The sequence below is a fragment of the Massilia pseudoviolaceinigra genome (genome assembly GCF_030846505.1).
GTDB lineage: Bacteria > Pseudomonadota > Gammaproteobacteria > Burkholderiales > Burkholderiaceae_D > Telluria_A > Telluria_A violaceinigra.
Genome location: NZ_JAVCWL010000015.1, coordinates 38,507 through 62,190 on the forward strand (window position 1 = coordinate 38,507; position 23,684 = coordinate 62,190).

The 23,684-nt window shown below is 63.5% G+C and carries 29 protein-coding genes and 1 tRNA gene; 17 read left to right on the plus strand and 13 right to left on the minus strand.

The window, feature by feature from the left end; all coding sequences use genetic code 11:
• Nucleotides 1-17: 17 nt before the first annotated feature.
• Entirely contained in the window at nt 18-764 is a 747-nt protein-coding gene (gene gpmA / locus RBA40_RS16065; RefSeq protein WP_099873670.1) for a 2,3-diphosphoglycerate-dependent phosphoglycerate mutase, read from the minus strand.
• Nucleotides 765-913: 149 nt separating this feature from the next.
• On the opposite strand from gpmA, the gene RBA40_RS16070 reads away from it, so the two are divergent.
• The 5 genes from RBA40_RS16070 to RBA40_RS16090 all read left to right on the plus strand — a co-directional run bounded on the left by RBA40_RS16070 (nt 914) and on the right by RBA40_RS16090 (nt 3,819).
• Nucleotides 914-1,315, plus strand: a complete 402-nt coding sequence (locus RBA40_RS16070; protein WP_306648817.1) for a rhodanese-like domain-containing protein — start codon at nt 914-916, stop codon at nt 1,313-1,315.
• A gap of 13 nt (nt 1,316-1,328) precedes the next feature.
• Nucleotides 1,329-1,592: a glutaredoxin 3 gene (gene grxC, locus RBA40_RS16075; protein ID WP_306648818.1), complete on the plus strand. Its 264-nt coding sequence runs from the start codon at nt 1,329-1,331 to the stop codon at nt 1,590-1,592.
• Nucleotides 1,593-1,739: 147 nt separating this feature from the next.
• The gene (gene secB / locus RBA40_RS16080) at nt 1,740-2,213 is read left to right on the plus strand and encodes a protein-export chaperone SecB (RefSeq protein WP_206091267.1); all 474 of its coding nucleotides are present in this window, start codon (nt 1,740-1,742) and stop codon (nt 2,211-2,213) included.
• Nucleotides 2,214-2,330: 117 nt separating this feature from the next.
• The gene (locus RBA40_RS16085; protein WP_306648819.1) at nt 2,331-2,774 is read left to right on the plus strand and encodes an SH3 domain-containing protein; all 444 of its coding nucleotides are present in this window, start codon (nt 2,331-2,333) and stop codon (nt 2,772-2,774) included.
• Nucleotides 2,775-2,778: 4 nt separating this feature from the next.
• Nucleotides 2,779-3,819 (plus strand): NAD(P)H-dependent glycerol-3-phosphate dehydrogenase, encoded by a 1,041-nt coding sequence (locus RBA40_RS16090; RefSeq protein ID WP_306648820.1) that lies wholly within the window; start codon nt 2,779-2,781, stop codon nt 3,817-3,819.
• A 297-nt stretch (nt 3,820-4,116) separates the two neighbouring features.
• On the opposite strand, the gene RBA40_RS16095 is transcribed toward RBA40_RS16090, so the two are convergent.
• The 4 genes from RBA40_RS16095 to mscL are packed head-to-tail and all read right to left on the minus strand — an operon-like array spanning nt 4,117 to nt 6,767.
• Nucleotides 4,117-4,446, minus strand: a complete 330-nt coding sequence (locus tag RBA40_RS16095) for a cupin domain-containing protein (RefSeq protein ID WP_306648821.1) — start codon at nt 4,444-4,446, stop codon at nt 4,117-4,119.
• Between the two features lie 11 nt (nt 4,447-4,457).
• Nucleotides 4,458-5,147 (minus strand): DUF2461 domain-containing protein, encoded by a 690-nt coding sequence (locus tag RBA40_RS16100; RefSeq protein WP_306648822.1) that lies wholly within the window; start codon nt 5,145-5,147, stop codon nt 4,458-4,460.
• 32 nt (nt 5,148-5,179) lie between these two features.
• Nucleotides 5,180-6,334: a trypsin-like peptidase domain-containing protein gene (locus RBA40_RS16105; protein WP_306648823.1), complete on the minus strand. Its 1,155-nt coding sequence runs from the start codon at nt 6,332-6,334 to the stop codon at nt 5,180-5,182.
• Between the two features lie 13 nt (nt 6,335-6,347).
• Nucleotides 6,348-6,767, minus strand: coding sequence for a large conductance mechanosensitive channel protein MscL (gene mscL, locus RBA40_RS16110; RefSeq protein ID WP_306625002.1), 420 nt, complete (start codon nt 6,765-6,767; stop codon nt 6,348-6,350).
• Nucleotides 6,768-7,060: 293 nt separating this feature from the next.
• On the opposite strand from mscL, the gene petA reads away from it, so the two are divergent.
• From petA to RBA40_RS16140, 6 genes are all read left to right on the plus strand, one after another.
• Nucleotides 7,061-7,669 carry a ubiquinol-cytochrome c reductase iron-sulfur subunit gene (gene petA, locus RBA40_RS16115; RefSeq protein WP_099873660.1) on the plus strand — a complete coding sequence of 203 codons (609 nt, stop codon included), beginning with the start codon at nt 7,061-7,063 and terminating at the stop codon, nt 7,667-7,669.
• 2 nt (nt 7,670-7,671) lie between these two features.
• Entirely contained in the window at nt 7,672-9,084 is a 1,413-nt protein-coding gene (locus tag RBA40_RS16120) for a cytochrome b (RefSeq protein ID WP_099873659.1), read from the plus strand.
• A 29-nt stretch (nt 9,085-9,113) separates the two neighbouring features.
• Nucleotides 9,114-9,875 carry a cytochrome c1 gene (locus RBA40_RS16125; protein ID WP_306624998.1) on the plus strand — a complete coding sequence of 254 codons (762 nt, stop codon included), beginning with the start codon at nt 9,114-9,116 and terminating at the stop codon, nt 9,873-9,875.
• A gap of 105 nt (nt 9,876-9,980) precedes the next feature.
• A complete protein-coding gene (locus tag RBA40_RS16130) occupies nt 9,981-10,592 on the plus strand; it encodes a glutathione S-transferase N-terminal domain-containing protein (RefSeq protein ID WP_054265664.1) in 612 nt (203 codons plus the stop codon).
• Nucleotides 10,593-10,696: 104 nt separating this feature from the next.
• Entirely contained in the window at nt 10,697-11,221 is a 525-nt protein-coding gene (locus RBA40_RS16135) for a ClpXP protease specificity-enhancing factor (protein WP_306648824.1), read from the plus strand.
• A 26-nt stretch (nt 11,222-11,247) separates the two neighbouring features.
• Nucleotides 11,248-11,323, plus strand: a tRNA-Thr gene (locus RBA40_RS16140).
• 392 nt (nt 11,324-11,715) lie between these two features.
• Here RBA40_RS16140 and RBA40_RS16145 read toward each other — a convergent pair.
• Nucleotides 11,716-12,174 carry a hypothetical protein gene (locus tag RBA40_RS16145; RefSeq protein WP_306648825.1) on the minus strand — a complete coding sequence of 153 codons (459 nt, stop codon included), beginning with the start codon at nt 12,172-12,174 and terminating at the stop codon, nt 11,716-11,718.
• Between the two features lie 282 nt (nt 12,175-12,456).
• Here RBA40_RS16145 and RBA40_RS16150 point away from each other — a divergent pair, with 282 nt between their 5' ends.
• From RBA40_RS16150 to RBA40_RS16175, 6 genes are all read left to right on the plus strand, one after another.
• On the plus strand, nt 12,457-13,023 hold the full coding sequence (locus RBA40_RS16150; RefSeq protein WP_099873653.1) for a carboxymuconolactone decarboxylase family protein: 567 nt from the start codon (nt 12,457-12,459) through the stop codon (nt 13,021-13,023).
• Nucleotides 13,016-14,248, plus strand: coding sequence for a patatin-like phospholipase family protein (locus RBA40_RS16155; protein ID WP_306648826.1), 1,233 nt, complete (start codon nt 13,016-13,018; stop codon nt 14,246-14,248). The genes RBA40_RS16150 and RBA40_RS16155 overlap by 8 nt, the downstream gene beginning before the upstream one ends.
• Nucleotides 14,232-15,014 carry a 3-hydroxybutyrate dehydrogenase gene (locus RBA40_RS16160; RefSeq protein WP_306648827.1) on the plus strand — a complete coding sequence of 261 codons (783 nt, stop codon included), beginning with the start codon at nt 14,232-14,234 and terminating at the stop codon, nt 15,012-15,014. Before RBA40_RS16155 ends, RBA40_RS16160 begins: the two co-directional genes overlap by 17 nt.
• Nucleotides 15,015-15,211: 197 nt before the next feature.
• Complete coding sequence (locus RBA40_RS16165; RefSeq protein ID WP_306648828.1) at nt 15,212-15,799, plus strand: hypothetical protein; 588 nt, start codon at nt 15,212-15,214, stop codon at nt 15,797-15,799.
• A gap of 175 nt (nt 15,800-15,974) precedes the next feature.
• Nucleotides 15,975-16,178, plus strand: a complete 204-nt coding sequence (locus RBA40_RS16170) for a hypothetical protein (RefSeq protein WP_306624983.1) — start codon at nt 15,975-15,977, stop codon at nt 16,176-16,178.
• A 38-nt stretch (nt 16,179-16,216) separates the two neighbouring features.
• The gene (locus RBA40_RS16175) at nt 16,217-16,987 is read left to right on the plus strand and encodes a GIN domain-containing protein (protein WP_306648829.1); all 771 of its coding nucleotides are present in this window, start codon (nt 16,217-16,219) and stop codon (nt 16,985-16,987) included.
• Between the two features lie 66 nt (nt 16,988-17,053).
• Here RBA40_RS16175 and RBA40_RS16180 read toward each other — a convergent pair whose 3' ends face one another.
• The 7 genes from RBA40_RS16180 to RBA40_RS16210 form a co-directional block, all read right to left on the minus strand.
• Entirely contained in the window at nt 17,054-17,365 is a 312-nt protein-coding gene (locus tag RBA40_RS16180; protein ID WP_306648830.1) for a BON domain-containing protein, read from the minus strand.
• A 94-nt stretch (nt 17,366-17,459) separates the two neighbouring features.
• Nucleotides 17,460-18,557, minus strand: a complete 1,098-nt coding sequence (locus RBA40_RS16185; RefSeq protein ID WP_306648831.1) for a LytR C-terminal domain-containing protein — start codon at nt 18,555-18,557, stop codon at nt 17,460-17,462.
• A gap of 31 nt (nt 18,558-18,588) precedes the next feature.
• Complete coding sequence (locus RBA40_RS16190; protein WP_306648832.1) at nt 18,589-19,524, minus strand: type II secretion system F family protein; 936 nt, start codon at nt 19,522-19,524, stop codon at nt 18,589-18,591.
• 9 nt (nt 19,525-19,533) lie between these two features.
• A complete protein-coding gene (locus tag RBA40_RS16195) occupies nt 19,534-20,511 on the minus strand; it encodes a type II secretion system F family protein (protein ID WP_306648833.1) in 978 nt (325 codons plus the stop codon).
• An 8-nt stretch (nt 20,512-20,519) separates the two neighbouring features.
• Nucleotides 20,520-21,866 carry a TadA family conjugal transfer-associated ATPase gene (locus RBA40_RS16200; protein WP_306648834.1) on the minus strand — a complete coding sequence of 449 codons (1,347 nt, stop codon included), beginning with the start codon at nt 21,864-21,866 and terminating at the stop codon, nt 20,520-20,522.
• Between the two features lie 16 nt (nt 21,867-21,882).
• A complete protein-coding gene (locus RBA40_RS16205) occupies nt 21,883-23,058 on the minus strand; it encodes a CpaE/TadZ family protein (protein WP_099873642.1) in 1,176 nt (391 codons plus the stop codon).
• Nucleotides 23,059-23,088: 30 nt separating this feature from the next.
• The gene (locus RBA40_RS16210; RefSeq protein ID WP_306648835.1) at nt 23,089-23,670 is read right to left on the minus strand and encodes a TadE/TadG family type IV pilus assembly protein; all 582 of its coding nucleotides are present in this window, start codon (nt 23,668-23,670) and stop codon (nt 23,089-23,091) included.
• Between the last annotated feature and the right edge of the window lie 14 nt (nt 23,671-23,684).

The window sequence follows — 23,684 nt, forward strand, 5'->3', positions numbered from 1 at the left end:
AATTCACGATACAAAACTTACTTGGCCTTCCCTTGGTTGGCCACGGCCGCGACGGCGGCGGCGATGGCGTCCTGGTCGCCCAGGTAGTAATGGCGGATCGGTTTCAGGTCGGCGTCGAGCTCATACACCAGCGGCTGGCCGTTGGGGATGTTCAGGCCGACGATGTCTTCGTCGCTGATGCCATCGAGCATTTTGATCAGGGCGCGCAGGCTGTTGCCGTGGGCCGATATCAGGATTTTCTTGCCGGCGCGGATGGCCGGAGCGATTTCCTCATCCCATACCGGCATCACGCGCGCCACGGTATCTTTCAGGCATTCGGTCAGGGGAATGCTGTCCTTGGGCACGCCGGCGTAGCGCGGATCGTTGAACGAGGTGCGCTCGTCGGACGCTTCGAGCGCCGGCGGCGGGGTATCGTAGCTGCGGCGCCAGACCAGCACCTGGGCGTCGCCGTACTTGGCGGCGGTCTCGCCCTTGTCCAGGCCCTGCAGGGCGCCGTAGTGGCGCTCGTTGAGGCGCCAGTCGTTCTTGACCGGCAGCCACATCATGTCCATGTCGTCGAGCGCCAGCCACAAGGTGCGGATGGCGCGCTTGAGCACCGAGGTGTAGGCCACGTCGAAGGTAAAGCCAGCCTCTTTGAGCACCTGGCCCGCGCTGCGCGCTTCGCGCACGCCTTTTTCGGTCAGGTCGACGTCGGTCCAGCCGGTGAAGCGGTTTTCGAGATTCCAGGTGGATTCGCCGTGGCGCATGAAGACAATTTTGTACATAAGCAATTTTCAAGAAGGTGGAAGAAGGGAAACCTGATACGAAAATGGTGAATGCAAGATGCAGGCAAAGCGATAGTGTAAAGGGTAAGTGTTAGCAGATCCGGCTTCTATTTTATAATGCGGGGATTGTCCTAAACCATTGGAACCCCGTGAAATTCATTCTTGACCATCTTTTTATCGTCAGCATCGTCGTGCTGTCGGGCGGCGCCCTGCTCTTGCCGGCCCTGCTTCCGCGCGGGAAACGCGCTTCCACCTTGCAGGTGACCCAGCTGATGAACCGCGGCAAGACCGTGCTGGTGGACATCCGCAGCGCCGATGAATTTGCAAAAGGGCATTTGCGCGACGCGAAAAACATTCCGCTGTCAGACTTGTCGTCCCGCATTGCCGAACTCGACAAAGCGAAAAACAAAACCATCGTCGTCGTGTGCCAGACCGGCGCGCGTGCCGACAAGGCCGCCAAAATCCTCGAAGCCGCCGGTTTTACCGACGTCGTCGGCCTCGATGGTGGCCTGACCGCATGGCAAGCCGCTGGCTTGCCGACCGCTAAGTGAGAAAGGAAACACCATGACAGCCCATGTAGTGCTCTACCATACCGCCTCCTGCCCGTACTGCGTGCGCGCCGAGCGCCTGCTCGAAGCGAAGGGCGTGACCGATATCGAGAAGATCCGCGTCGACCTCGACCCGGACCAGAAAGTGGTCATGATGAACAAGACCGGACGCCGCACCGTGCCGCAGATTTACGTGGGAGAGACCCACGTCGGCGGTTTCGACGATTTGTATGCGCTCGATCAACAAGGACGCCTCGATCCCTTGTTAAAAGGGGTTTGAACGGCATATAAGCCCGAATGCAGGCGATTGATTGCGCAAAACTATTTCAAGTCGTATGATTTTGCTACAATTGCCGTCGCGTTTGAAGTCTAAGCACAGAGGGAACGGCGTGTCGCCGTTCTGTTAATTTCTCAACGAAAGCGTTCCATGTCTGACGAAAATCTGCAACCCGTATTCCAAATCCAACGCGTCTACCTGAAAGACATGTCGCTGGAACAGCCGAATTCCCCAGCCATCTTCCTCGAACAAGAAGCACCGTCGATCGAAGTGTCGCTTGACGTTGGCGCCGAAGCCATCGCCGACGGCATCTACGAGTCGACCGTCACCATCACCGTGACCGCCAAGGTCAAGGACAAGGTTGCGTTCCTGGTTGAAGGCAAGCAAGCTGGTATCTTTGAAGCGCGCAACATTCCTGCGGACCAGATGGATCCACTGCTGGGAATCGGTTGCCCGAACATCGTTTACCCTTACCTGCGCGGCAATATCGCCGACGTGATCACCCGTGCCGGATTCCCGCCTGTGCATCTGGCAGAGATCAATTTCGAAGTGTTCTACCAGCAGCGTCGTCAGGCGCTGGCTGAAGCAGCCGCCGCTGCCCCAGCTGACAGCGCAGCACACTAAGCACGACCGCAGGGTGGGCCAGGCCGCCCGCGCGCATCCGCTGCGCGCGGGTCCTGCCCGGGCGAGCGCGCCCCTGGCGGCCGCCCCACCCTGCACTCTCACGGCGAAGGCCACGCAATGACAATTCCCCGATTTCTCCTCAGTGCCGCATTCGTGCTGGCCTCGGCCCCCGTACACGCCTTCGATTTCAAGAGCGTGGGTGCGGCGAGCCTGATCCTGTATGACGCGCCATCGCTGAAAGGCGGCAAGCTGTTCATCGCCCCGCGCGGCATGCCGGTCGAAGTCGTGCTCACCTATGGCGAATGGGTCAAGGTGCGCGATGCGAACGGCGACCTGGCCTGGGCCGAAGCGAAGTCGCTCAGTACGCGCCGCAATGTGGTGGTACGCACCGCCAACGCCAAAGTGCGCGGCGGCGCCGACAACGATGCCAGCGTCCTGATGACCGCCGACAAGGGCGTGCTGCTCGAACTGATCGACGCCCAGACCTCAAGCTGGATCAAGGTACGCCATCGTGACGGCATCACCGGTTATATTCGCGCTTCCGACGTGTGGGGCACGTAACCCCATGCCGACCAGCAATTCCAGCGTTTCACCACGCAAAATTACCGTCCTGGGCGCCGGCGCCTGGGGTACCGCGGTCGCCATCGCCCTCGCCGCGCGCCACGATGTGCTGATGTGGGGCCGCAATGGCGGCGCCATGGAAGCGATGGCCGGCGCCCGCGAGAACAGCGCCTACCTGCCCGGCTGCGCGTTTCCGGCCGGCCTGCGCGTCACGGCCGACTTCGATGCGGCACTGGCCCATGTGTTGGGCACGCCCGAGACGGAGGCGCCGCTGCTGATCGCCGCCTGCCCGGTCGCCGGGCTGCGGCCGTTGCTGATGCAGCTTAAAGCGCACGCAATTTCGCATATCGTCTGGCTTTGCAAGGGATTCGAGGGCGATACCGGCCTCCTGCCGCACCAGGTGGTGGCCGAGGTGCTCGGCAGCCAGGTGGCGGGCGGTGCCCTGTCCGGTCCCTCGTTCGCGCAGGAAGTGGCGCGCGGCTTGCCGTGCGCGCTGACGGTGGCGTCGCGCTCCGAGATGCTGCGCGAACGGGTGGTGTCCAGCGTTCATGGCGGCAATATCCGCGTGTATTCCTGCGACGACCTGGTCGGCGTGGAAGTGGGCGGCGCGGTCAAGAATGTGCTGGCGATTGCCACCGGCGTGGCCGATGGGCTGGGGCTGGGCTTGAACGCGCGCGCCGCGCTGATCACGCGCGGACTGGCTGAAATTACCCGCCTGGGCATGGCCCTGGGCGGCACGCCCGGTACCTTCATGGGCTTGACCGGGATGGGCGACCTGATTTTGACGTGCACCGGCGACCTGTCGCGCAACCGCAGGGTCGGGCTGGGACTGGCGCAGGGTAAACCCCTCGATGCCATCGTGGCGGAGCTGGGGCATGTGGCCGAAGGCGTGCCGTGCGCGAAGGCGGTACGCGCGCTGGCGCTCAAGCTGGGGGTGGATATGCCGATCACCAATGCGGTGGCGGGCGTGCTGTTCGATGGCGGAACGCCGCAGGCGATGCTGGCGCAGTTGCTGGCGCGCGATCCGCGGGATGAGATTGCTTGACGGTTTTGCGGCCGTTTCCGTAGCTGCTGCATCGGTGCGGCCAACAGCCTCGTCGGTGCAGCCAATTCCTTCGTTGCTCCGGCTAACACCGTCGTCGTTCCAGCCAACACCCTCGTCATTCCCGCGAAGGCGGGAATCCAAGGTTGCAGAGCCGCCGCTTACGGTACGTACTTGGATTCCCGCCTGCGCGGGAATGACGGAGCTTAAGCTGGGGGCCAATTCTCGAATGGCGGCTGTTCTTCTAGCAGCAATTCCCGAACGACGGCTTTCCTTCCAGCGCCAATTCGATTGCAGCTATCAATGCTTGAGCAAAATCGTCAGCAACGCCACCGCATCTTCATTGGCCCGCAAACCATGCGGCACGCCCCCGAGCAGGTACAGCATTTCGCCCGGGCGCAGCACCGTGCTGTTGCCGTACGCATCGCAGACGATCTCGCCCTGCAGGCACAGCAAGGTAATCTCCCCATCCACCTTGTGCACCGGCATGTCCCGGTCCTTGGGCAGCACCAGCCGGATCAGCTCCATGTTCTCGGTCTTGGCCAGCGCCACCGAGGTGAAATGGGCGATGTCGTCGTCGCCCCGCTTGAGTGGTATCAGCTCGCCCGAGGCGGCATGTTGTAAGGCCATGGTAGTTCCCTTTATTCTTCCGCGTTGCTCATCTCCACGCCGCGCAACCATGTCACCAGCGCGAAGGCATCCTTGAATCCGCGCGCCAGGTCCGGCACCAGCTGGTCCGGCTGGTTCATCTTCAGGTCGATCTCGGTCCAGACGAAAAAGCTTTTCAGCTTCAGGTACTCGATATGCACATGCTGCGGATCGAAACCCTTGGGCGGGCGCTGCAGCTTGTCTTCGTCCAGCAGGTCGCCGTAGGTGGCGCGCAGTTGTTTATTCTTCAGCACTTTGGCAAATCCTGTCGCATCGTTGACAATTTGCTCACGGATGGCTTTCAGGCGCGGTGCCGGCGGCAAGTATTCGCCTACCCCGAACTGCAGCTTGCCGCTCCCTTCGATCTGAAAATAGTAGGTCGATCCGCCACCGGCACTCGGGCGGCGCAAATCCTTGGGCGTGATGCCGGCCGAAAAGCGCGTCTTGTACGGGCGCTTGTCGTTGGCGAAGCGGATGTCGCGGTTGATGCGGAACATCGCTTTCTTGGGATTGCAGGCCGCCACCTGCTTGTCGAACTTCGTCAGTTCGCGGATCAGTTCAGTGACGACGGCCAAAAATTCTTCGCGCAAAATATCGTAGCGCGGTTTGTTCATGATGAACCAGGGACGGTTGTTGTTCTCGCTTAACTCGTTCAAAAACTGCGTCAGGTCGCGCAAATGCATGCTGTGGGTCCAAAAAATGAGGTAGAGCGGAATTACTGCGGCTGCGGCCGCGGGCGCTTGCCGACGGTGACGTCGACCGTTGCCGGGCGATTGTTGCGCATCACGGTCATTGTAGCCTTGCCGCCGGGCGGCAGCTGCGCGATCAGCTTGAGCGTGTCGGTGGTCGTGCCGGCCTGCTTGCCGGCGACGGTGAGCAGGATGTCGCCCGGACGCAGGCCGGCGCGGTGGGCCGGACCGTCGCGCACGACGCCGGCGATGATGGTGCCGCTTTGCTGCGCCAGTCCGAAGCTGTCGGCCAGCTCGGGCGTGATGTCCTGGGTTTCGATACCGATCCAGCCGCGCACCACGGCGCCGTGGCGGATAATGGCGTCCATCACGCTCTTGGCGGTGGTGACGGGAATGGCGAAGCCGATGCCGACCGAGCCGCCGCTTTGCGAGTAGATGGCCGAATTGATGCCAAGCAAATTGCCGCTGGTGTCGACCAGCGCCCCGCCCGAGTTGCCGAAATTGATGGCCGCATCGGTCTGGATGAAGTTTTCGAATTGGTTGATGTGCAAATTGTTGCGCCCGACCGCGGAAACGATCCCCAGCGTGACGGTCTGGCCCACGCCGAACGGATTGCCGATGGCCAGCACCACGTCGCCCACGCGCACGGCGTCATCGTTGCCGAGCACGATGGCGGGCAGGTCGCGCACATCGATGCGGATCACCGCGAGGTCGGTCTCGGGGTCGCCGCCGACCAGGCGCGCCGGCGACTTGCGCCCGTCGGCCAGCACCACCTGGATCTGGTCGGCGCCCTCGATGACATGGTTGTTGGTCAGGATGTAGCCGTCCGGACTGACGATCACGCCGGAACCGAGGCTGGACTGCTGCTCGCCGGGCGGCAGCCGGTCGCCGAAAAAGCGGCGGAAGAACGGGTCCCTGAGCAGAGGATGCTCGCGTCCGCGATTCTTGCTGGTGAAGATGTTGACGACGGCCGGCATGGCGCGCCCGGCCGCCTCGCGGTAACTGCCCGGGGCCGGCTGCGCGCCCGGCGCCTGCAGCACCGAAACGTTGTTGGCGACCTTGGCCGGCTCGACCCGGCGCAGCGGCAGCGCCAGCCAGTCGGGCCGCAGGGCCGCGACCACGAAATACACGGCCAGCGTAATCGTGACCACTTGTGCGAACAACAACCAGAAGCGCCGCATCGCGCCCTCCTCTTTATTTCTTCAGGGAATCTCTGATCTCGCGCAGCAGCAGCACGTCTTCGGGCGTCGCGGCGGCCGCCACCGCCGGCGGTTCCTCGGCGCGGCGCAGCTTGTTCATCAGGCGGATCATCTGGAAGATGATGAAGGCGAGAATGATGAAATTGAGCAGAATGGTCAGGAAATTGCCGTAAGCGAGCACCGCCCCGGCCTTCTTGGCTTCCACCAGGGTCAGGTTCATGGCCTGGTTGTTCAGCGGCAGATAGTAATTGGCAAAATCGAGTCCGCCGAACAGGCGGCCGATGGGCGGCATGATGATATCTTGCACGAGAGAATCGACAATCTTGCCAAAAGCGCCACCAATGATCACGCCGACCGCCAGGTCGACCACGTTGCCCTTCATCGCGAACTGCCGGAATTCGCCCATCATCGTCATTATTGCCCCCAAGATTGTGTAATAGCCATGCCGATCATACCTCACCGCTGTTAGAAACCAAACCGGGTCATCGGTTCCCGGCCGAAGCGCGATATCGCCGCCCCGAGGCGCGCGGGCGGCCAATTGCGCACGGCGGGCGCCCGAATCGTTTCAAAATGGCGATGATTCGGCCTTGACAGGCGCACGTGCAACATTTTTTCTTTAACTCGCCCCCCTATTCCCTTATAATTTAAGGTTGCTAGAAGCTCTAAGTAGCTTTTTAAGATTTCGCATTTTGACTGATTGGGGTTGGTATGAGTAACGAAAAGCAGGTCGATCCGGGCCGACGCGTCATGCTCGCCGCTACGTGCGCGGCGGGTGGTGTTGTCGGTTTGGCCACGGCGGGAGCCTTGGTAAGCACATTCCAGCCGTCGGAGAAGGCAAAAGCCGCTGGCGCGCCGGTAGAAGTAGACATTACCGGCATGGCTGCCGGCGAAATGAAGACCGTTGAGTGGCGCGGCAAACCCGTATGGATTCTCAAGCGTTCGCCCGACATGGTCGCTTCGCTCAAGAAGACCGACGGCGTGGTCGCCGATCCGAAATCGGAACGGACCCCGGACGCGCTCACGCCCGAGTATGCGCGCAACGAACACCGTTCGATCAAGCCGGAATACCTGGTTGCGGTCGGCATCTGCTCGCACCTGGGCTGCTCGCCAACCTCGAAGTTCGCGGAAGGCGCCCAGCCTAACCTGCCGGACGACTGGGCCGGCGGCTTCCTGTGCCCTTGCCACGGTTCGACCTTCGACCTGGCCGGCCGCGTGTTCAAGAACAAGCCGGCGCCGGACAACCTCGAAGTGCCGCGCCATATGTACTTGAGCGACAACAAGCTGATCATCGGTAAAGACGAGAAAGGCGAGGCATAATCATGGCCGCGTTTAAAGAAACCAAGTTCCCCGCGAATGCGCCGGTGGCCGACAAGGCACTGGGCTGGGTCGATGACCGTTTTCCACTGTCCAAACTGTGGAACGACCAGTGGGGCCAGTACTACGCTCCGAAAAACTTCAATTTCTGGTACATCTTCGGCTCGCTCGCGATGCTGGTGCTGGTATTGCAGATCGTTACCGGTATTTTCCTGACCATGCACTACAAGCCGGACGCCAACCTGGCCTTCGGTTCGGTCGAATACATCATGCGCGAAGTACCGTGGGGCTGGCTGGTGCGCTACATGCACTCGACCGGCGCCTCGGCCTTCTTCATCATCGTCTACCTGCACATGACGCGCGGCCTGCTGTACGGCTCGTACCGCAAGCCACGTGAACTGATCTGGCTGTTCGGCTTTGCGATCTTCCTGTGCCTGATGGCCGAAGCCTTCTTCGGCTACCTGCTGCCTTGGGGCCAGATGTCGTACTGGGGCGCCCAGGTGATCGTCAACCTGTTCGGTGCGATTCCTTTCATCGGCCCTGACCTGTCGCTGTGGATCCGCGGCGACTACGTTGTCTCCGATGCGACCCTGAACCGCTTCTTCGCCTTCCACGTGATCGCGATTCCGCTGGTTCTGCTGGGCCTGGTTGCTGCCCACCTGATCGCGCTGCACGAAGTCGGTTCGAACAATCCTGACGGTATCGAAGTCAAGGAAACCCTGGGTCCGGACGGCCATCCGCTCGATTCGATCCCGTCGCATCCTTACTACTCGGCGCACGACCTGTTCGGCGTGTCGGTATTCCTGCTGATCTTCAGCGCCGTGGTGTTCTTTGCCCCGGAAATGGGCGGTTACTTCCTGGAGTACAACAACTTCATCCCGGCCGATTCGCTCAAGACGCCTGCGCACATCGCGCCGACCTGGTACTTCACGCCGTTCTACTCGGTGCTGCGCGCCACCACGGCCGACTTCATGTACGTGCTGATGGGTGCGATCGCCCTGTACGTGGCCTTCATCTGGGTCACGACGCGCCTGCCGTTCCTGGTCAAGGCCGCCATCGCCGTCGTCTCGCTGCTGGTCATCATCGGCATGCTGCCGCAGGTGCTGGATGCGAAATTCTGGGGTGTGGTGCTGTTCGGCTCGTCGGTGATGATCATCGCCGCCCTGCCATGGCTGGACAAGTCGCCGGTCAAGTCGATCCGCTACCGTCCTGACTGGCACAAGTATGTGTACATCGTGTTCGGCCTGTCGTTCGTGACCCTGGGCTACCTCGGCACCCAGCTGCCGACCGCCCTGTTCACCGCACTGTCGCAAGTGTGCACGCTGTTGTACTTCGGTTTCTTCATGTTGATGCCTTGGTGGAGCTCGATGGGCACCTTCAAGCCCGTGCCGAAACGTGTGACGTTCCAGCCGCACTAATCGACGACATCACAGCAAAAGGACATTACATGAATTTTCCGAAAAAACTGATCGCGATCCTGGCATTGCTGCCGGGCCTGGCGTTAGCCAGCGAAGGCACCTTCAAGCTGGACAAGGCGCCCGAGCGCCCAAGCCTGACCTCGCTGCAAAACGGCGCCAAGCTGTTCGTCAACTATTGCCTGAACTGCCACTCGGCTTCCTCGATGCGCTACAACCGCCTGAAAGACCTGGGGCTGTCCGAAGAGCAAATCAAGGAAAACCTGTTGTTTACAGGCGAGAAAGTCGGCGCCCTGATGACGACCGCGCTGCGCCCGGCCGACGCCAAGGAATGGTTCGGCGTGGTACCGCCGGATCTGTCGGTGATCGCCCGCGCCAAGGCTTCCTCGGCCGGCACCGGTCCCGACTATCTGTACACCTACCTGCGTACCTTCTACAAGGACGATACCCGTCCGACCGGATGGAACAATATGGTCGTGCCGAACGTGGCGATGCCGCACGTTATGTGGCAGCAGCAGGGTGTGCGCACCGTCAAGATGGTCGAAGAAAAAGATCCGCATGATGCAAGCAAAACCGTGCACACGTTCAAGGGTTTCGAGCAAGTCGCGCCGGGCACCATGACCTCGCTTCAGTTCGACGAAGCGACGGCCGACCTGGTCGCCTACCTCGAGTGGATGGCCGAACCGGCCGCGGCTACCCGCAAGAGCCTCGGTGTGTGGGTGCTGTTCCTGATGTCGATCTTCGCTCTGTTCGCATGGCGCCTGAGCGCATCGTTCTGGAAAGAAGTCAAGTAAGACAGGCTGCACGCTTCATTCATTGCCCGCTGACTCGCTCAGCGGGCACATTTCGGGGTGATCCGCTCGTCGTTTCACCCCCTTTGTTTCTAAGGAACTATAAAAATGATGGTTCTCTACTCCGGCACCACGTGCCCATTCTCCCAACGCTGCCGCCTGGTCCTGTTTGAAAAAGGCATGGACTTCGAAGTGCGCGATGTGGACCTGTTTAACAAGCCAGAAGACATCTCGACGATGAATCCGTACGGCCAGGTACCGATCCTGGTCGAGCGCGAACTGATCCTGTACGAATCGAACATCATCAACGAATACATCGACGAGCGCTTCCCGCATCCGCAACTGATGCCGGCCGATCCGCTGATGCGCGCGCGCGCGCGCCTGATGCTGTTCAATTTCGAGAAAGAACTGTTCGTCCATGTGCACGTGCTCGAGAGCGAGCGCGCCAAGGCCAACGACAAGAGCCACGACAAGGCGCGCGCGGAAATCCGCGACCGCCTGACCACGCTCGCGCCGCTGTTCCTGAAGAACAAGTACATGCTCGGCGACGAGTTCTCGATGCTCGACGTGGCCGTCGCCCCGCTGCTGTGGCGCCTGGATCACTACGGGATCGAACTGTCGAAGACGGCTGCGCCGCTGATGAAGTACGCCGAGCGCATCTTCTCGCGTCCGGCCTACATCGAAGCGCTGACCCCGTCCGAGAAAGTCATGCGCCGCTGATCGGCGGCTGCCCTTCGCCACTTTCGTTACACGCCAGTCCCAACGCCTTCGGGCGAATCGCAGTAGACTGGCGTGTACACGTCGTAACACACCACTACCAGAACATGCCCGACATCTCAACCAAGCCCTACATGCTGCGCGCCATTTACGAGTGGTGTACCGACAGCGGCTTTACGCCCTACCTCGCCGTGAAGGTCGACGCCGCTACCACGGTGCCGATGGAATACGTCAAAAAAGGCGAAATCGTGCTCAATATCAGCTTCGGCGCCACCTCGGGCCTGAAGATGGACAATGAAGCGATCCAGTTCCATGCCCGCTTCGGCGGCGTCTCGCGCGAAATTTACGTCCCGGTGCAAAATGTGCTGGCGATTTACGCGAACGAGAACGGCCAGGGGATGGCGTTCGAGGTGAGCAGCACGGCGTCCGAGAACGCGGCTGGCCAGCCGACCGACAGTCCGCTGTCGAGCGTGCCGTCGCTGGCCAAGGCGCCGGGCGCCGCGCTCTCGAGCGTGCCGGACACGGGGTCGGAGAATGCGCCGACGGGCGTGCCGGCCACGGCGCCGTCGCCGGACGACAACAACGATCCGCCTAAAAAAGGCGGCCGTCCGACGCTCACGCGCATCAAATAGCGTATAATCCGGGCTGTAAAAGTTTCGCCGACTTAGCTCATTTGGTAGAGCAGTTGATTTGTAATCATCAGGTGGCCAGTTCGAAACCGGCAGTCGGCACCAGAATTGAGCAGCAAGATGAAGGGGTTACATGCTCAGGCATGTAACCCCTTTTTCCATTGCCGGCCGGTTTTCGAGTATGCGGCACCCATGCCGCAACCGCGGCTTGCTTTTTGATCTTTACGCGGAGCGAACCCTGCGCAGATTGCCGTTTTGGCCCTCTATTTCCAGAGATATTTTATACGCGTGGTTAGCCAGAATATCAATGGTGAACACCTTGGGATTACGATAGCCCTGGAGGGCGTGGAAGCGCCTCGAACCTGGTATGGGATGCTTGAAAAGGTCTTTGATTGCTTCTTTCGCCGCGATCTGGATATCCGGGGCAGATTCTTTAAATCCTTGTCGAATCTTTCATTCCTCGTCACCGTGGTTATGCGAGGAATACCATTCGACATTTACACACCCATTGCCGCAAACAAGTCGTCCGGGCTACTGAAAACGCCAGGCACAACGCGATCCTGATCGGCCTCACCCTCCCTGATAAGCCAGCACAGCGTGTTGAGTTTGTCGTGTAGCGATGCCAGTTGCTCCAGCGACGCTTCTACTTCGCTCTTGCCGACCTCGCCTGTTCCTTCGGAACGCCATTTTTTGTAGACACCAGCCAGCGCCTCGCGTGCGCCCTCGAACAATCCCACCAGTCCATCGTCTGCCTCCCCGGTGGGCAAGGCCGACTCCGTCAATACGCTGATAAGGTAATCCGCGCCCTGGTGCGCCAGAAGCAAGCGCTTACGCCGCCCCTGAGACACATTGAGCGTCATACCGGGACGAGCGCGCACGGTCAGTTCATGCGCGGCACGCAAGCGAATTGCGTTCGCAAAGGAGCTAAGTTGGCGAATTTTCAACGAAGACATCATTTCTCTCCCGACGCGAACAACGCCTGCCGAGCTTCCTGACCAGCAAGCTTCGCAGTAGCGCCATCGGCGCCGCATCCGTATGCAAGGCTGCTGGGAACCACTGTACCTCAAGCGCCAGCGCCCTTCTCCACCCGCGCCAAACCCGGCGCACGAACCAATTTTCGCCTAAGTAAGCGCCTGTATTCTTTGGCAACGAGCTGAAACGATCCTCATGCCGCCGGCCAGCGCCACGCATGGACCGGTTCGGCCTCCCCCCCTTGCCAACCACGCCAGAAAGCCCCCATGCGCCTGCCCCTCATCGCCCCTTCCGACCTCACGCCCGAACAGCAACCCCTGTACGACGACATGCGCAAGGGCATCGCCTCGAACTTCAACGCCTTCGTCTCCCAGCGCGAGGATGGCGCGCTGATGGGGCCGTGGAACCCGTGGCTGCACGAGCCCGCCATCGGCAAGGCGATCTGGAACCTGACCCTGGCGATGACCGCCAACGCCGTGCTCCCTGAAAATGTGCGCCAGATCGCCATCCTGGTGGTCGGCGCCCGCTTCGATGCGGCCTACGAGCTGTACGCTCACATCGCCGTGGCCGAGGCCGAAGGCATGCCGCTCGAACGCCTGGCGACCCTGGTGGCCGACCTCAAACCGTCCGACCTGAACAAGGAAGAAAGCGTCGCCTACGACCTCGCCTACGCCCTGTGCCGCGGCGGCCTGCTGCCCGAGCCAATCTACCGCCTGGCGCTGGCCACCTTCGGCCAGAAAGGCACGAATGAACTGATTTACCTGGTCGGACTCTATTCCATGGTATCGACCACGCTCAATGGTTTCGACGTACCGGTGCCCGAACATGCGTGACGGATCCACCCACAACCGCGCCACCGCCCCGCCCGAAGCGGCGCGTCCGTGCGCCACCGCCTTCGGCAGCATCGCCCTGCTGCTGCAGGGCGGCGGCGCGCTCGGCGCCTACCAGGCCGGCGTCTACGAACGCCTGCTCGAAGCGGGCATCGAACCGACCTGGGTGGCCGGCATTTCCATTGGCGCGATCAACAGCGCCATCATTGCCGGCAACCCGCGCGCGGACCGGGTCGCCAAGCTGCGCAGCTTTTGGGAAACGGTCAGCAACGCCGGCGACGGCGGCACCAGCGATTACTGGACCGGCCTGCTCAGCGGCGACGCCTTGCGCGGCTGGGCCAACCAGATGGCGGCCGGACGCGTGCTCTCGCATGGCGTGCCGGGCTTCTTCAAGCCGCGCATGCCGCCGCCCTACCTGCCGCTGGCCAACCGCGGCGCCACCAGCTACTACGACACCTCGATGCTCGAAGGTACGCTGAACAATCTGGTTGACTTCGACCGCATCAACAGCGGCGAGATGCGCCTGAGCGTCGGCGCCGTGAACGTACGCACCGGTAACTTCGCCTACTTCGACAACGCGATCGACACCATCGCCGCCAGGCACATCATGGCCAGCGGCGCCCTGCCGCCCGGCTTCGACGCGGTCGAAATCGATGGCGAACATTACTGGGATGGCGGGCTGGTCTCGAACACCCCGCTTGACTGGGTGCTGTCTTCCCACTCGGGCCTGGACACCTTGGTGCTGCAGGTCGACCTGTGGAGCGCCAGCGGCGAGATCCCGCGCGACCTGACCGAGGTGGCCGTGCGCATGAAGGAAGTGCAGTTTTCCAGCCGCACGCGCGCCGCCACCGACAAGTTCCGCAAAATGGCCGAGCTGCGCACCGCCTTCAACGAACTGCTGGCCCAGATGCCGGCCGCGCTGGCAGCCACGCCGCAGGCGCGCCTGCTGGCCGAGGCGTCCGACGAGGCGGTATATAACATCGTCCAGCTGGTGTACCGCTCGCCCAACTACGAAGGCCAGTCGAAAGACTTCGAATTTTCGCGCCGCACCATGAACGAACACTGGCGCTCCGGCTACGATGACGCGGCGCTGACGCTGTCGCATCCGCAGATCATGGCCTTGCCGCCGGCCGGCCAAAGCCCCGCCATTTACGATTTCCTCACTTCCCGGCACGCCAGTGCCACCACCAACACCTTGAAAGAACCATCCCATGAACCTGCAAGATAAAGTTGCCGTCATCACCGGCGCCGCCAGCGGCATCGGCAAACACATCGCCAAGGTCTACTTCGACAGCGGCGCCAGGATCGTCATCGCCGACCTCGACCTCAAAGCGGCCGAAGCCGCCGCCAGGGAGCTCGACCCATCCGGCGAGCGCAGCATGGCGGTGGCCATGAACGTCACCAGCGAGGAAGAAGTCGAGGCCGGCATCGCGGCGGTCGCGGCGCGCTTCGGCGGCATCGACGTGCTGGTCTCGAACGCCGGCATCCAGATCGTGGCGCCGCTCGAGAGCTTCGCCTTCGCCGACTGGAAGAAAATGCTGGCCATCCACCTGGACGGCGCCTTCCTGACCACGCGCGCCTGCCTGAAAGTGATGTACGCGCAGGGACGCGGCGGCAGCGTAATCTACATGGGCTCGGTGCACTCGAAAGAGGCGTCGCCGCTCAAGTCGGCCTACGTGACGGCCAAGCACGGCCTGATCGGCCTGTGCAAGGTGGTCGCCAAGGAAGGCGCGGCGCATGGCGTGCGCGCCAACGTCATCTGTCCGGGCTTCGTGCGCACGCCGCTGGTGGAAAAGCAGATTCCCGAACAGGCCAAGGCACTCGGCATGTCGGAAGCCGATGTGGTCAAGAACGTGATGCTCAAGGAAACCGTCGACGGCGAATTCACCACCGTGGACGACGTGGCGCAAACCGCGCTGTTCCTGGCGGCGTTCCCGAGCAATGCGCTGACCGGGCAGTCGATCGTGGTCAGCCATGGCTGGTTCATGCAGTAAACGCCCAGGCAGTGGCGGCGCCGCGCGTCTTGCGCGGTTACGTATTACGATGGACAGGCCCGCCCACGCGGCGGGCGCTACCGGGCCTTGCCCGCAGCGTGTGCAAGATTGCATTTTGTAAGTAAAATTGTCTACTCTGACAAGGTTGTGTCGACTGAGCTACACTTATGCCATTCTGACCTTCCCCTGGATTCCCGATGAGCCGTCGCCTCTTGCCTGCATGCGCCTGCGCCGCACTGCTGCTGACCGGATGCCTGGTCCCTGAACGCTTTAGCGCCAAGACCGCCTTCCAGGCCGACGGCAGCTACGAGTATTCCTACGCCGGCACCGCCGTGCACACCATGGCGGCCGGGCAACTGGCCAAGGGCAGCAAGCTCGACGCCAAGGATGAGGAAAGCCTGGAAAACGCAGCCGCGAAGATGAAGCGCGACCGCGATATCCGCCAGGCCGACTACAAGGGCAATGCGCGCTACGATCTCAGTGTCGAAGGCAAGCGCCAGCGCGGCCAGGCGCTCGACCTGCTGGGGGTGCTGCGCGTGGCCACCGACAAGGATGGGGTGGTCACCCTGGCCGCCGGCAAGCTCGACGAGAAGGAAAAAGCCAGCATGGCCAAACTCGGCATCAAGCTCGACGGCACGCTGTCGGTCACGGTACCGACCAGCGCGCAAGTGTTGTCGCACAATGCCACCTCGACCCCGTCGTTCTTCGGCCTGATCGGCACCTACTCGTGGAAGATCGGCAGCATCGAACAGCGTCCGGAAATGAAAATCCGCTTCAAGCCGTAAGCGCCGCGCGCCACGCGCTCATTGGCGCCGTCAGCGCCCCCGCTTGGCATGCTTTCGGCACGAAACCGACGCTCCATCCCGCCAAACACGCAGTTCATCGCAATGGCCGTGTTGACAATCCGCCCTGTGGCTATAGTTCACTCAACCCAACGAACTTAACCCACAGGAGTCAATCATGAACATCGCAAAAAACATGGAAGCCATCTTCGTCGCCGCCCTCGTCGTCGTCTCTGCAACGAGCTTTGCCACCGCCAGCGCACCGGCCCCGCGCATCCATGCGCCGGCCGCCGTGCAAGCCGGCGCCGATGCCAACATGACCGTGGTCACCGTCAGCGCCAAGCGCCTCAGCGCCGCCGAAAAGGCCCAGCTGAAAGGCTGAGCAGTGCCACTTCACCGACACGACCACGGAGATCCATCATGAACAGATTGTTTGCCGGCGCCCTCATGGCCGCCGCCCTGACCACCAGCGCAGGCGCGGCCAGCGCGGACGAGCAGGTCAGCGAAAAGCGCAGCGTCGATGCGCGCGCGGTAAAGATCGCGCTCAACGGCATCATTCATCTGAACGTGAAGCAAGGCGCAACGCCCTCCCTGATCCTGTACGGCGACAAGGATGAGGTTTCGCAAGTGACCGTGACCCAGCAAGGCGACACCTTGCAGATCGGTACCGTCAAGCGCGGCATCACTTTCGGAAGAAACCGCACGCACGATCTGCGCGCCGAACTGACCCTGCCGAACCTGAACGAATTCGTATCGGAAGGCATCGGTTCGACCGAACTGCGCGGCTTCAAGGGCGAGCGCATCGTACTCAGGCTCGACGGCGCCGGCGCCATCAACCTGCACAGCCAGTACAAGCAGGTCAGCGCGCGCCTGGGCGGAGCCGGCAACATGACGCTCAACGCCGGCGACACCGACCGGGTCGACCTGACGCTGCGCGGCGCCGGACGCATCGCGGCCAATGGACAGACCAAGGTGCTGCGCGCCGATCTCGGCGGCGTCGGCAGCCTGGAGGCGGGCAAGCTGCGCGCCGATGCCGTCGAACTCGACATGTCGGGGCTGGGCAGCGCCGATGTGTATGCCAAGACTTCGGCCAGGCTCACGCTCAATGGCCTGGGCTCGGCCACGGTGCATGGCAAGCCGTCGGTGCGCAGCGCCAGCGCCCACGGCCTGGGCAGCGTTACCTGGGAATAGAGCGCGCGCCACGCGCAAGGCCAGAGAGCCGCCCGTCGATCCGGAGCGGCTTTTTTTATGTCCGGCTCAGCGCACGATAATATCGTTCTTCACGCTCTTGACGCCATCGATCTTGCGCGTCAGCGCCACCGCCTTGGGAACGTGGTCGGGCATGCTGACAAAGCCGCTCAGCTGCACCGTGCCCTTGAACGTTTCGACATTGATTTGCGTGGCCTTGAGCTCGGGATCGGCCACCAGGGCCGCCTTGACCTTGCCGGTGATGACGGTGTCGTCGATGAATTCGCCCGCGCTTTCGCGCTGCGCGGTGGGCGCGCAGGCGACCAGGGCCAGCAGGGCGAAGCCGGACAGGGTCCGTGTGAGGCGTTCTGCGATTGTCATGGGATGCTCCGGTAGTGAATGGATCATCCTATTGTCGCGTGAGAGGCCGCACCGGATTTGACATGGCACAAACGGACCAGCCCCGCAAAGTGCATCAGCCCGCCGCCGGCCCCTGCCTGCGGCGCGCCGCGATGGCGACCGGGGGCGCCGTGGCCGGCACCAGGTCGCGTCCGATCACCAGGCGCATGTCGGCGCGGCCAATGTCGCCCACGGCCACCACGCGGGCGGCGCCGAAGCGTTCGGCCAGGCGCTCGGCGGCCTGGCGAAATTCCGGCTGGTATTCGATGCGGGTCTGGCGCACGCCGAAGCCTTTCTGGTTGCTCAGCCGCACCACGCGCAGGGCGCCCTCTTCCATCGTGCCGGCCAGCGAGCGCGCCATGCCGGTCACGCCGTTGCCATTGCGAATCTCCAGCAGGGCCCGGGCCGGACGCGCCTGCGCCTTTGCCTGTGCCGCTACCGCTACCGCTGCGGGCGCGGCAGGCAGCGGCGCCGGCCGCGCGCTCACGCGCTGCACCACGAACACCCCGCTGCCGTCCTGGCGCACGTCGGTCCGGTCCCACTGCGGCTCCTGCGCCAGCGCGTGCCCGCCCGCCTTGACCGCGCTGTCGATGGCGCGCACGCCGGCGCGCTCGGCGACCGCGTAGTCGCTCTTGAAGTCGTGCGTGCGCAGGGCGCTGGCCTGCATGGCCATCTGCGCGGCGCGGTCGTGCTGCCCGACTTTCGCGAGCGCCTCGCCCAGATGCCGCCAGGCGCGCTCGCTGAGCGGATCGAGCAGGCACGCCTTTTCGAGGGCGGCCAGGGCTTGCTCGAACTCGCCGTTGAGGAAGTGGGCGTAGCCGAGATTGCTGAACAGGAAGGCGCTGTCCTGCCCGCCGCCGGCCGCCTCCTGCGTCATGGCCTGCCACAGACGAATGGCGCGCGCGAACTCGCCCTTTTCGGCGTACAGGGTCGCCAGGCCGTTGCGCGCTTTCACGTGCCCGGGATCGCGCGCCAGCGCCGCCTCGTAGGAAGCGCGCGCCGCGTCGTAGCGGTAAGCGAGGTGCTCGCCGCGTCCCAGCAGGTAGGCATCCTCGGCCCGCAGCGGGGCAGCCTCCGTCACGGCCGACGGGCCGGCGTGGCCGCCGGGATTGGTGCAGGCCAGCAGCAGCGCGCCGGCGCACAGCAGGGAACAGCAGGACAGGGTGGTTCGCATGGCGGGCTCCGGTACGAAAAACAGAAAGAAGTTACTGGCCGTTGACCGACTTGAGCGTGCGCATGATCTGCATGGCGGCGGGGCCGAGCAAGACCATCAGCAGGGTCGGGAAGATGAAGAAGATCAGCGGGAACATCAGCTTCACGCCGATCTTGGCCGCTTGCTCCTCCGCCATCTGGCGCCGCTTGGTGCGCAGGGTGTCGGCGTGCACCCGCAGCGACGTCCCCATGCTGGTGCCGAAGCGCTCGGACTGGATCATCATCGCCACCAGGGTGTCGACGTCTTCCACGCCGCTGCGCAGGGCAAAATTGCGCAGCGCCTTTTCCTTGCTGAAGCCGGCCCGCATTTCCATCAGCACCAGCTGCATTTCCTGGGCCAGCACCATGCTCTTGATGTGGATTTCGGCGGCCACCTTGATCAGCGCGCGCTCCAGGCTCAGGCCCGCTTCCACGCACACCGTCAGCAGGTCGAGCGCGTCGGGAATCGACTCGAAGATTTCGCGCTGGCGCCGGCGCGCCGTGAATTCGAGCACGGCATTGGGCACGTAGTAACCGAACGCGGCCGTGCCTAGCATCATCATCATGATGCGCTGCCCGCTCATGACGTCGCTCGAGAGCGCGATCCACAGTCCCACCATGGCCGGCAGGAACAGCGCCAGCAAGGTCTTGGAGCCGAAATACAGGGTGGCCACGGCCGGGCCGCGCCAGCCGGCATTCATGAAGCGCGTGCGCAGGGGCGATTTTTCCCAGCCCTGCTCGGGCAGCGACAGGGTGCTGAAGGGCTGCGCCACCTTGGCCACCTTTTCCACCCAGCCATCGCTGCGGCGCGCGCCAGTGTCTGCGGTGGCACCCACGCGCGCCAGGCGCTGGCGCATGTAGCCGGGCCAGAAGGTCGCCATCGCCAGGCCGGCCAGCCCGACGACAACCGCGAATACGATCACCAGAAACAATAATTGCGAGCCGCTCATGGCTTTCTCCTAGACGCGAATGTTGATCAGTTTGCGCAGCCACAGCACCCCGATGGTGATCATCGCCCCGGCATAGCACAGCAGGCGTATCCCGCTCGGGTCGGTCCACAGCATGCTGATGTATTCGGGATTGGCCAGATACATCATCCCCGCGACCGCGAACGGCAGGATGCCCAGGATCCAGGCCGAAATGCGCCCTTCGGCCGACAGCACCCGCACTTGCCCGAGCAGCTTGAGGCGCTCGCGGATGATATGGCCGATATTGCCCAGGATTTCAGCCAGGTTGCCGCCCGACTCGCGCTGGATCAGTACCGCGATCACCATGTAGCGCAGGTCGGTCAGGGGAATCCGTTCGGCCAGGCTGTGCAGCGCTTCACCCATCGGCACGCCGTAGTTGATCTCCTGGTGCACGGTGCGAAATTCGCCGCTGAGCGGCTCGGGCAGTTCGCTGCCGACCATCTGCAGCACATTGGTGAACGAGTGCCCGGCACGCATGGCGCGCGCCAGGAAGTCAGCCGCTTCCGGCAACTGCTGCTCGATCTTTTCCATGCGCTTGGCGCGTGTGCGGCGCAGCAGGAAATACGGCAAGCCCAGGCCGGCCAGCATCATCATCGAGGTCACCAGCGATGGCGTATCCCATGCATGCGCCGCCAGCGCGGCCGCGCACAGAAAAGCCAGCGAGGCGGCCAGGAACTGCGCCACCATCCAGTTCACGCCCGCCTGCATCAGCAGGCGGTCGATGGCATGCGCCAGGCGCAGGCGGTGCAGCAGGGCGTCGAAGCCGTCGCTGGCGCTGTAGCGGCGCCGCTTGAGGATGGAGATTGCGCCACCCTCGACATCGGTGCCGCCCGACATCACGCGCAGGCGCCGCGCGATGCGCTTGGCGCCGCCGCCGCGCGTTTCCGACCACAGCAGGTAACCACCCTCGATCAGCAGGATGACCGCGGCGAACAGCAGCACGGCAAAGCCATAAAAGACATAGTCCATGGAGGCTCCTATTCGAAGATGCGGCTGGGGTCGAAAGCCGAGTCGGGCACGGGTGCGCCGAACAGGCGCAGGCGGTCGGCGAAGCGCGGCCGTACTCCGGTGGCGCGGAAATGCCCGACCACCTTGCCTTCGGCATCGACCCCGGTCTGCTCGAAGCAAAAGATTTCCTGCATGGCGATCATGTCGCCTTCCATGCCGGTGATTTCCTGCAGGCTGACCAGCTTGCGCGCGCCGTCGGTCAGGCGCGTGACCTGCAGCACCACCGTGATCGCCGAGCAGATCTGCTGGCGCACCGCGCGCGGGGTGAGCGTCACGCCGGCCATGCCGACCATGTTTTCCAGGCGCGCCAGGGCGTCGCGCGGGGTGTTCGAGTGGATCGTCGCCAGCGAACCTTCGTGGCCGGTGTTCATCGCCTGCAGCATGTCCATCGCTTCGGCGCCGCGCACCTCGCCCAGGATGATGCGGTCGGGCCGCATGCGCAGCGCGTTGCGCACCAGCGCGCGCTGGGTCACCTCGCCCTTGCCTTCGATATTCGGCGGGCGCGTCTCGAGGCGCACCACGTGCGGCTGGCGCATCTGCAGTTCGGCCGCGTCTTCGATCGTGATGATGCGCTCGTTGGCCGGAATGAAGCCCGACAGCAGGTTGAGCAAGGTGGTCTTGCCGCTGCCGGTACCGCCCGAGATCAGGATGTTGATCTTCGAGTGTCCGAGCGACTGCAGTACTTGCACCATGGGCGGGGTCATGCTCTTGTAGCGCAGCAGGTGCTCGACCGTCAGCGGGGTGGCCGAAAAACGCCGGATCGACAGGATCGCGCCATCGACCGCCAGCGGCGGGATGATGGCGTTCACGCGCGAGCCGTCGGGCAGGCGCGCGTCGACCATCGGACTCGATTCGTCGACCCGGCGCCCGACCCGCGAGACGATCTTTTCGATGATCTTCATCAGGTGCGCGCTGTCGTGGAAGGTGATGTCGGTCAGTTCCAGGCGCCCGCGCCGCTCGACGTACACCTGGTTGAAGGTGTTGACCAGGATGTCCGAGACGGTCGGATCGGAGAGCAGGGATTCCAGCGGGCCGAAGCCGAGCATTTCGTGCTGGATGTCGAGCACCAGGTCGTGCCGCTCATGCTGGTTGAGCACGATGTGTTCTTCTTCGATGATGTGCTGCACCAGCAAGCCCAGTTCATGCTTGAACTGCTCGGGCGTGAGGCGCTTGAGGCGCTCCAGGTCGATGCGGTCAAGCACCATCTGGTGCATATTCTTCTTCAGGTCGTGATAAGCATGGTTGGCCGGCTCGGCGTCGGCCGGCGGGGTGTTGCGGCTGTCGTCGGTCGCCGTCAGGCGTTCGCGTAAGGTCATGGGATTCTCCTGGGGTTTATTGTTCGGCCTCGGCGCGCCCGAACAGGCGGGTCAGCAAGCCCTTGGTTTCCGGCACGCGCCGCGCGGTGACCAGCTCGACCAGTTCGGCCAGGCTGCGCGCCACCGGGCTGGCGCGCGACAGTTGCAGCACCGGCACGCCCTGGTTGACCGAATCGGTCACCGCCACGTAGTCGTTGGGCACGGTGTGCATGACCTCGGCGCCGAGCGAGGCTTGCACGTCCTGCAGGCGCAGGCGCCCGCCCTTTTCGTAACGGTTCACGATCAGGCGCGTGTTTTCGATGGCGTAGCCGAGCGAGCGGAAGATGTCGAGCAGGCGGCGGCCGTCGCGCAGGTCGGGCAGGGCCAGCTGCAGCACCGGATAGATGGCGTCGGCGTTGTCGAGCGCGCGCAGGGAAATGGCATCGATCTGGCGTCCCACGTCGAGCACCACGTAATCGTAGTGCTGGCGCGCCACGCGCAGGATGATGTCCATCTGTTCCGGTTTCAGGTCGACCGCGTGGGACGGATCGTCGGCCGCGGCCAGGATCCCGAAGCCGGGCGTGACGTGCACCAGGCAGGAGTCGAGGAAGGCGCCGTCGATGCGCGCGATCTGGCTGCACACGTCGGACAGGGTCATGGCCGGCTTCTGGTCTGACACATACAGGGTGGCGTCGCCGAACTGGCCGTGCAGGTCGATCAGGATGACTTTCTTGTCCGCCAGGCTGGCCAGGGCGTAGGCGAAATTGGTCGACAGGAACGTGGCGCCGCTGCCGCCCTTGCAGGAAATAAAGGCCAGCACCTTGCCGTCGCACAGCTTGCCGGCATTGGCGGCGTCGGCGATGCGGTTGATGGCGTCGTGGAAGGCGCTGTGCACCAGCGGCAGCTGCAGCACTTCGCGCACGCCGGCGCGCATGGCGCGGATCAGCAGGTTTTGCTGCTGGTCGCGCGTGAGCAGCATGAAGGTGGCGGCCGGGTACAGCTTGGCCAGGCGCACCAGCTGTTCGGCCTCGCTTTCATCGAGGCCGCTGGCGTCGACGATCACCAGCGCCGGGCTGTCGGGCAGCACGCGCTCGAGCGCGTCGCGCAGACGGGCGCGCACGGCCACCAGGGTCACTGGCGGCATCCGCGCGGCGCCCTGGGCAGCGATCTCGGCTTGCAGCTGGCTGTCGTGAGTGATAAGTAAAGCTTTCATGGCACATCCTCGTGGGTAAGGCAACGCGGCTCAGGGGCCGGGGCAGACTTCGGTACTACCTGCTTGGCGACCCAGCGACGCGGCCGGGACGACCGCCGCGAAGCTCGGGTAGGTGAATCCCCAGCCCAGCGCTTTGCCGGCAAACAGGGGTTTGTAAGTGGCCGGCTCGCACCCGGCGCCGCTGCCGGGGGCGCATAGCTGGGCGCGCACGAAACGCACGCAGCTGGCGCCATTCGGATTGGCATTGCAGTTGACTATGTTCTGCGAGGGGCAGGCCGGCACGGATGTGACCAGCCCGAAATCGCTGCGCAGGTGGCTGATCGCGATGCGCGCATCGGCCCCGCTCGCGCCCAGCGACATGCCGCCGCCGCGCGCCGCCAGCGCGGCCGCCTGCGCCACGGCTTCCAGCGCCGCGGTGTCGGTGGCTTCGACCAGGGCCGCGCCGCGCGCCGCCGTGTAGGTCGCGTTCGAGAGCATGTTCCACAGGTACATCGCGCGCGCCATTTCGAGCAGGCCGAGCGTGAAGAGCAGGAAAATCGGCAAGGTCATGGCGAATTCGACCACGGCGCCGCCGCGGATGCGCTGGCCGGTCGTACGGAACGCTTGGTGCATGGCGGACTCCCGGC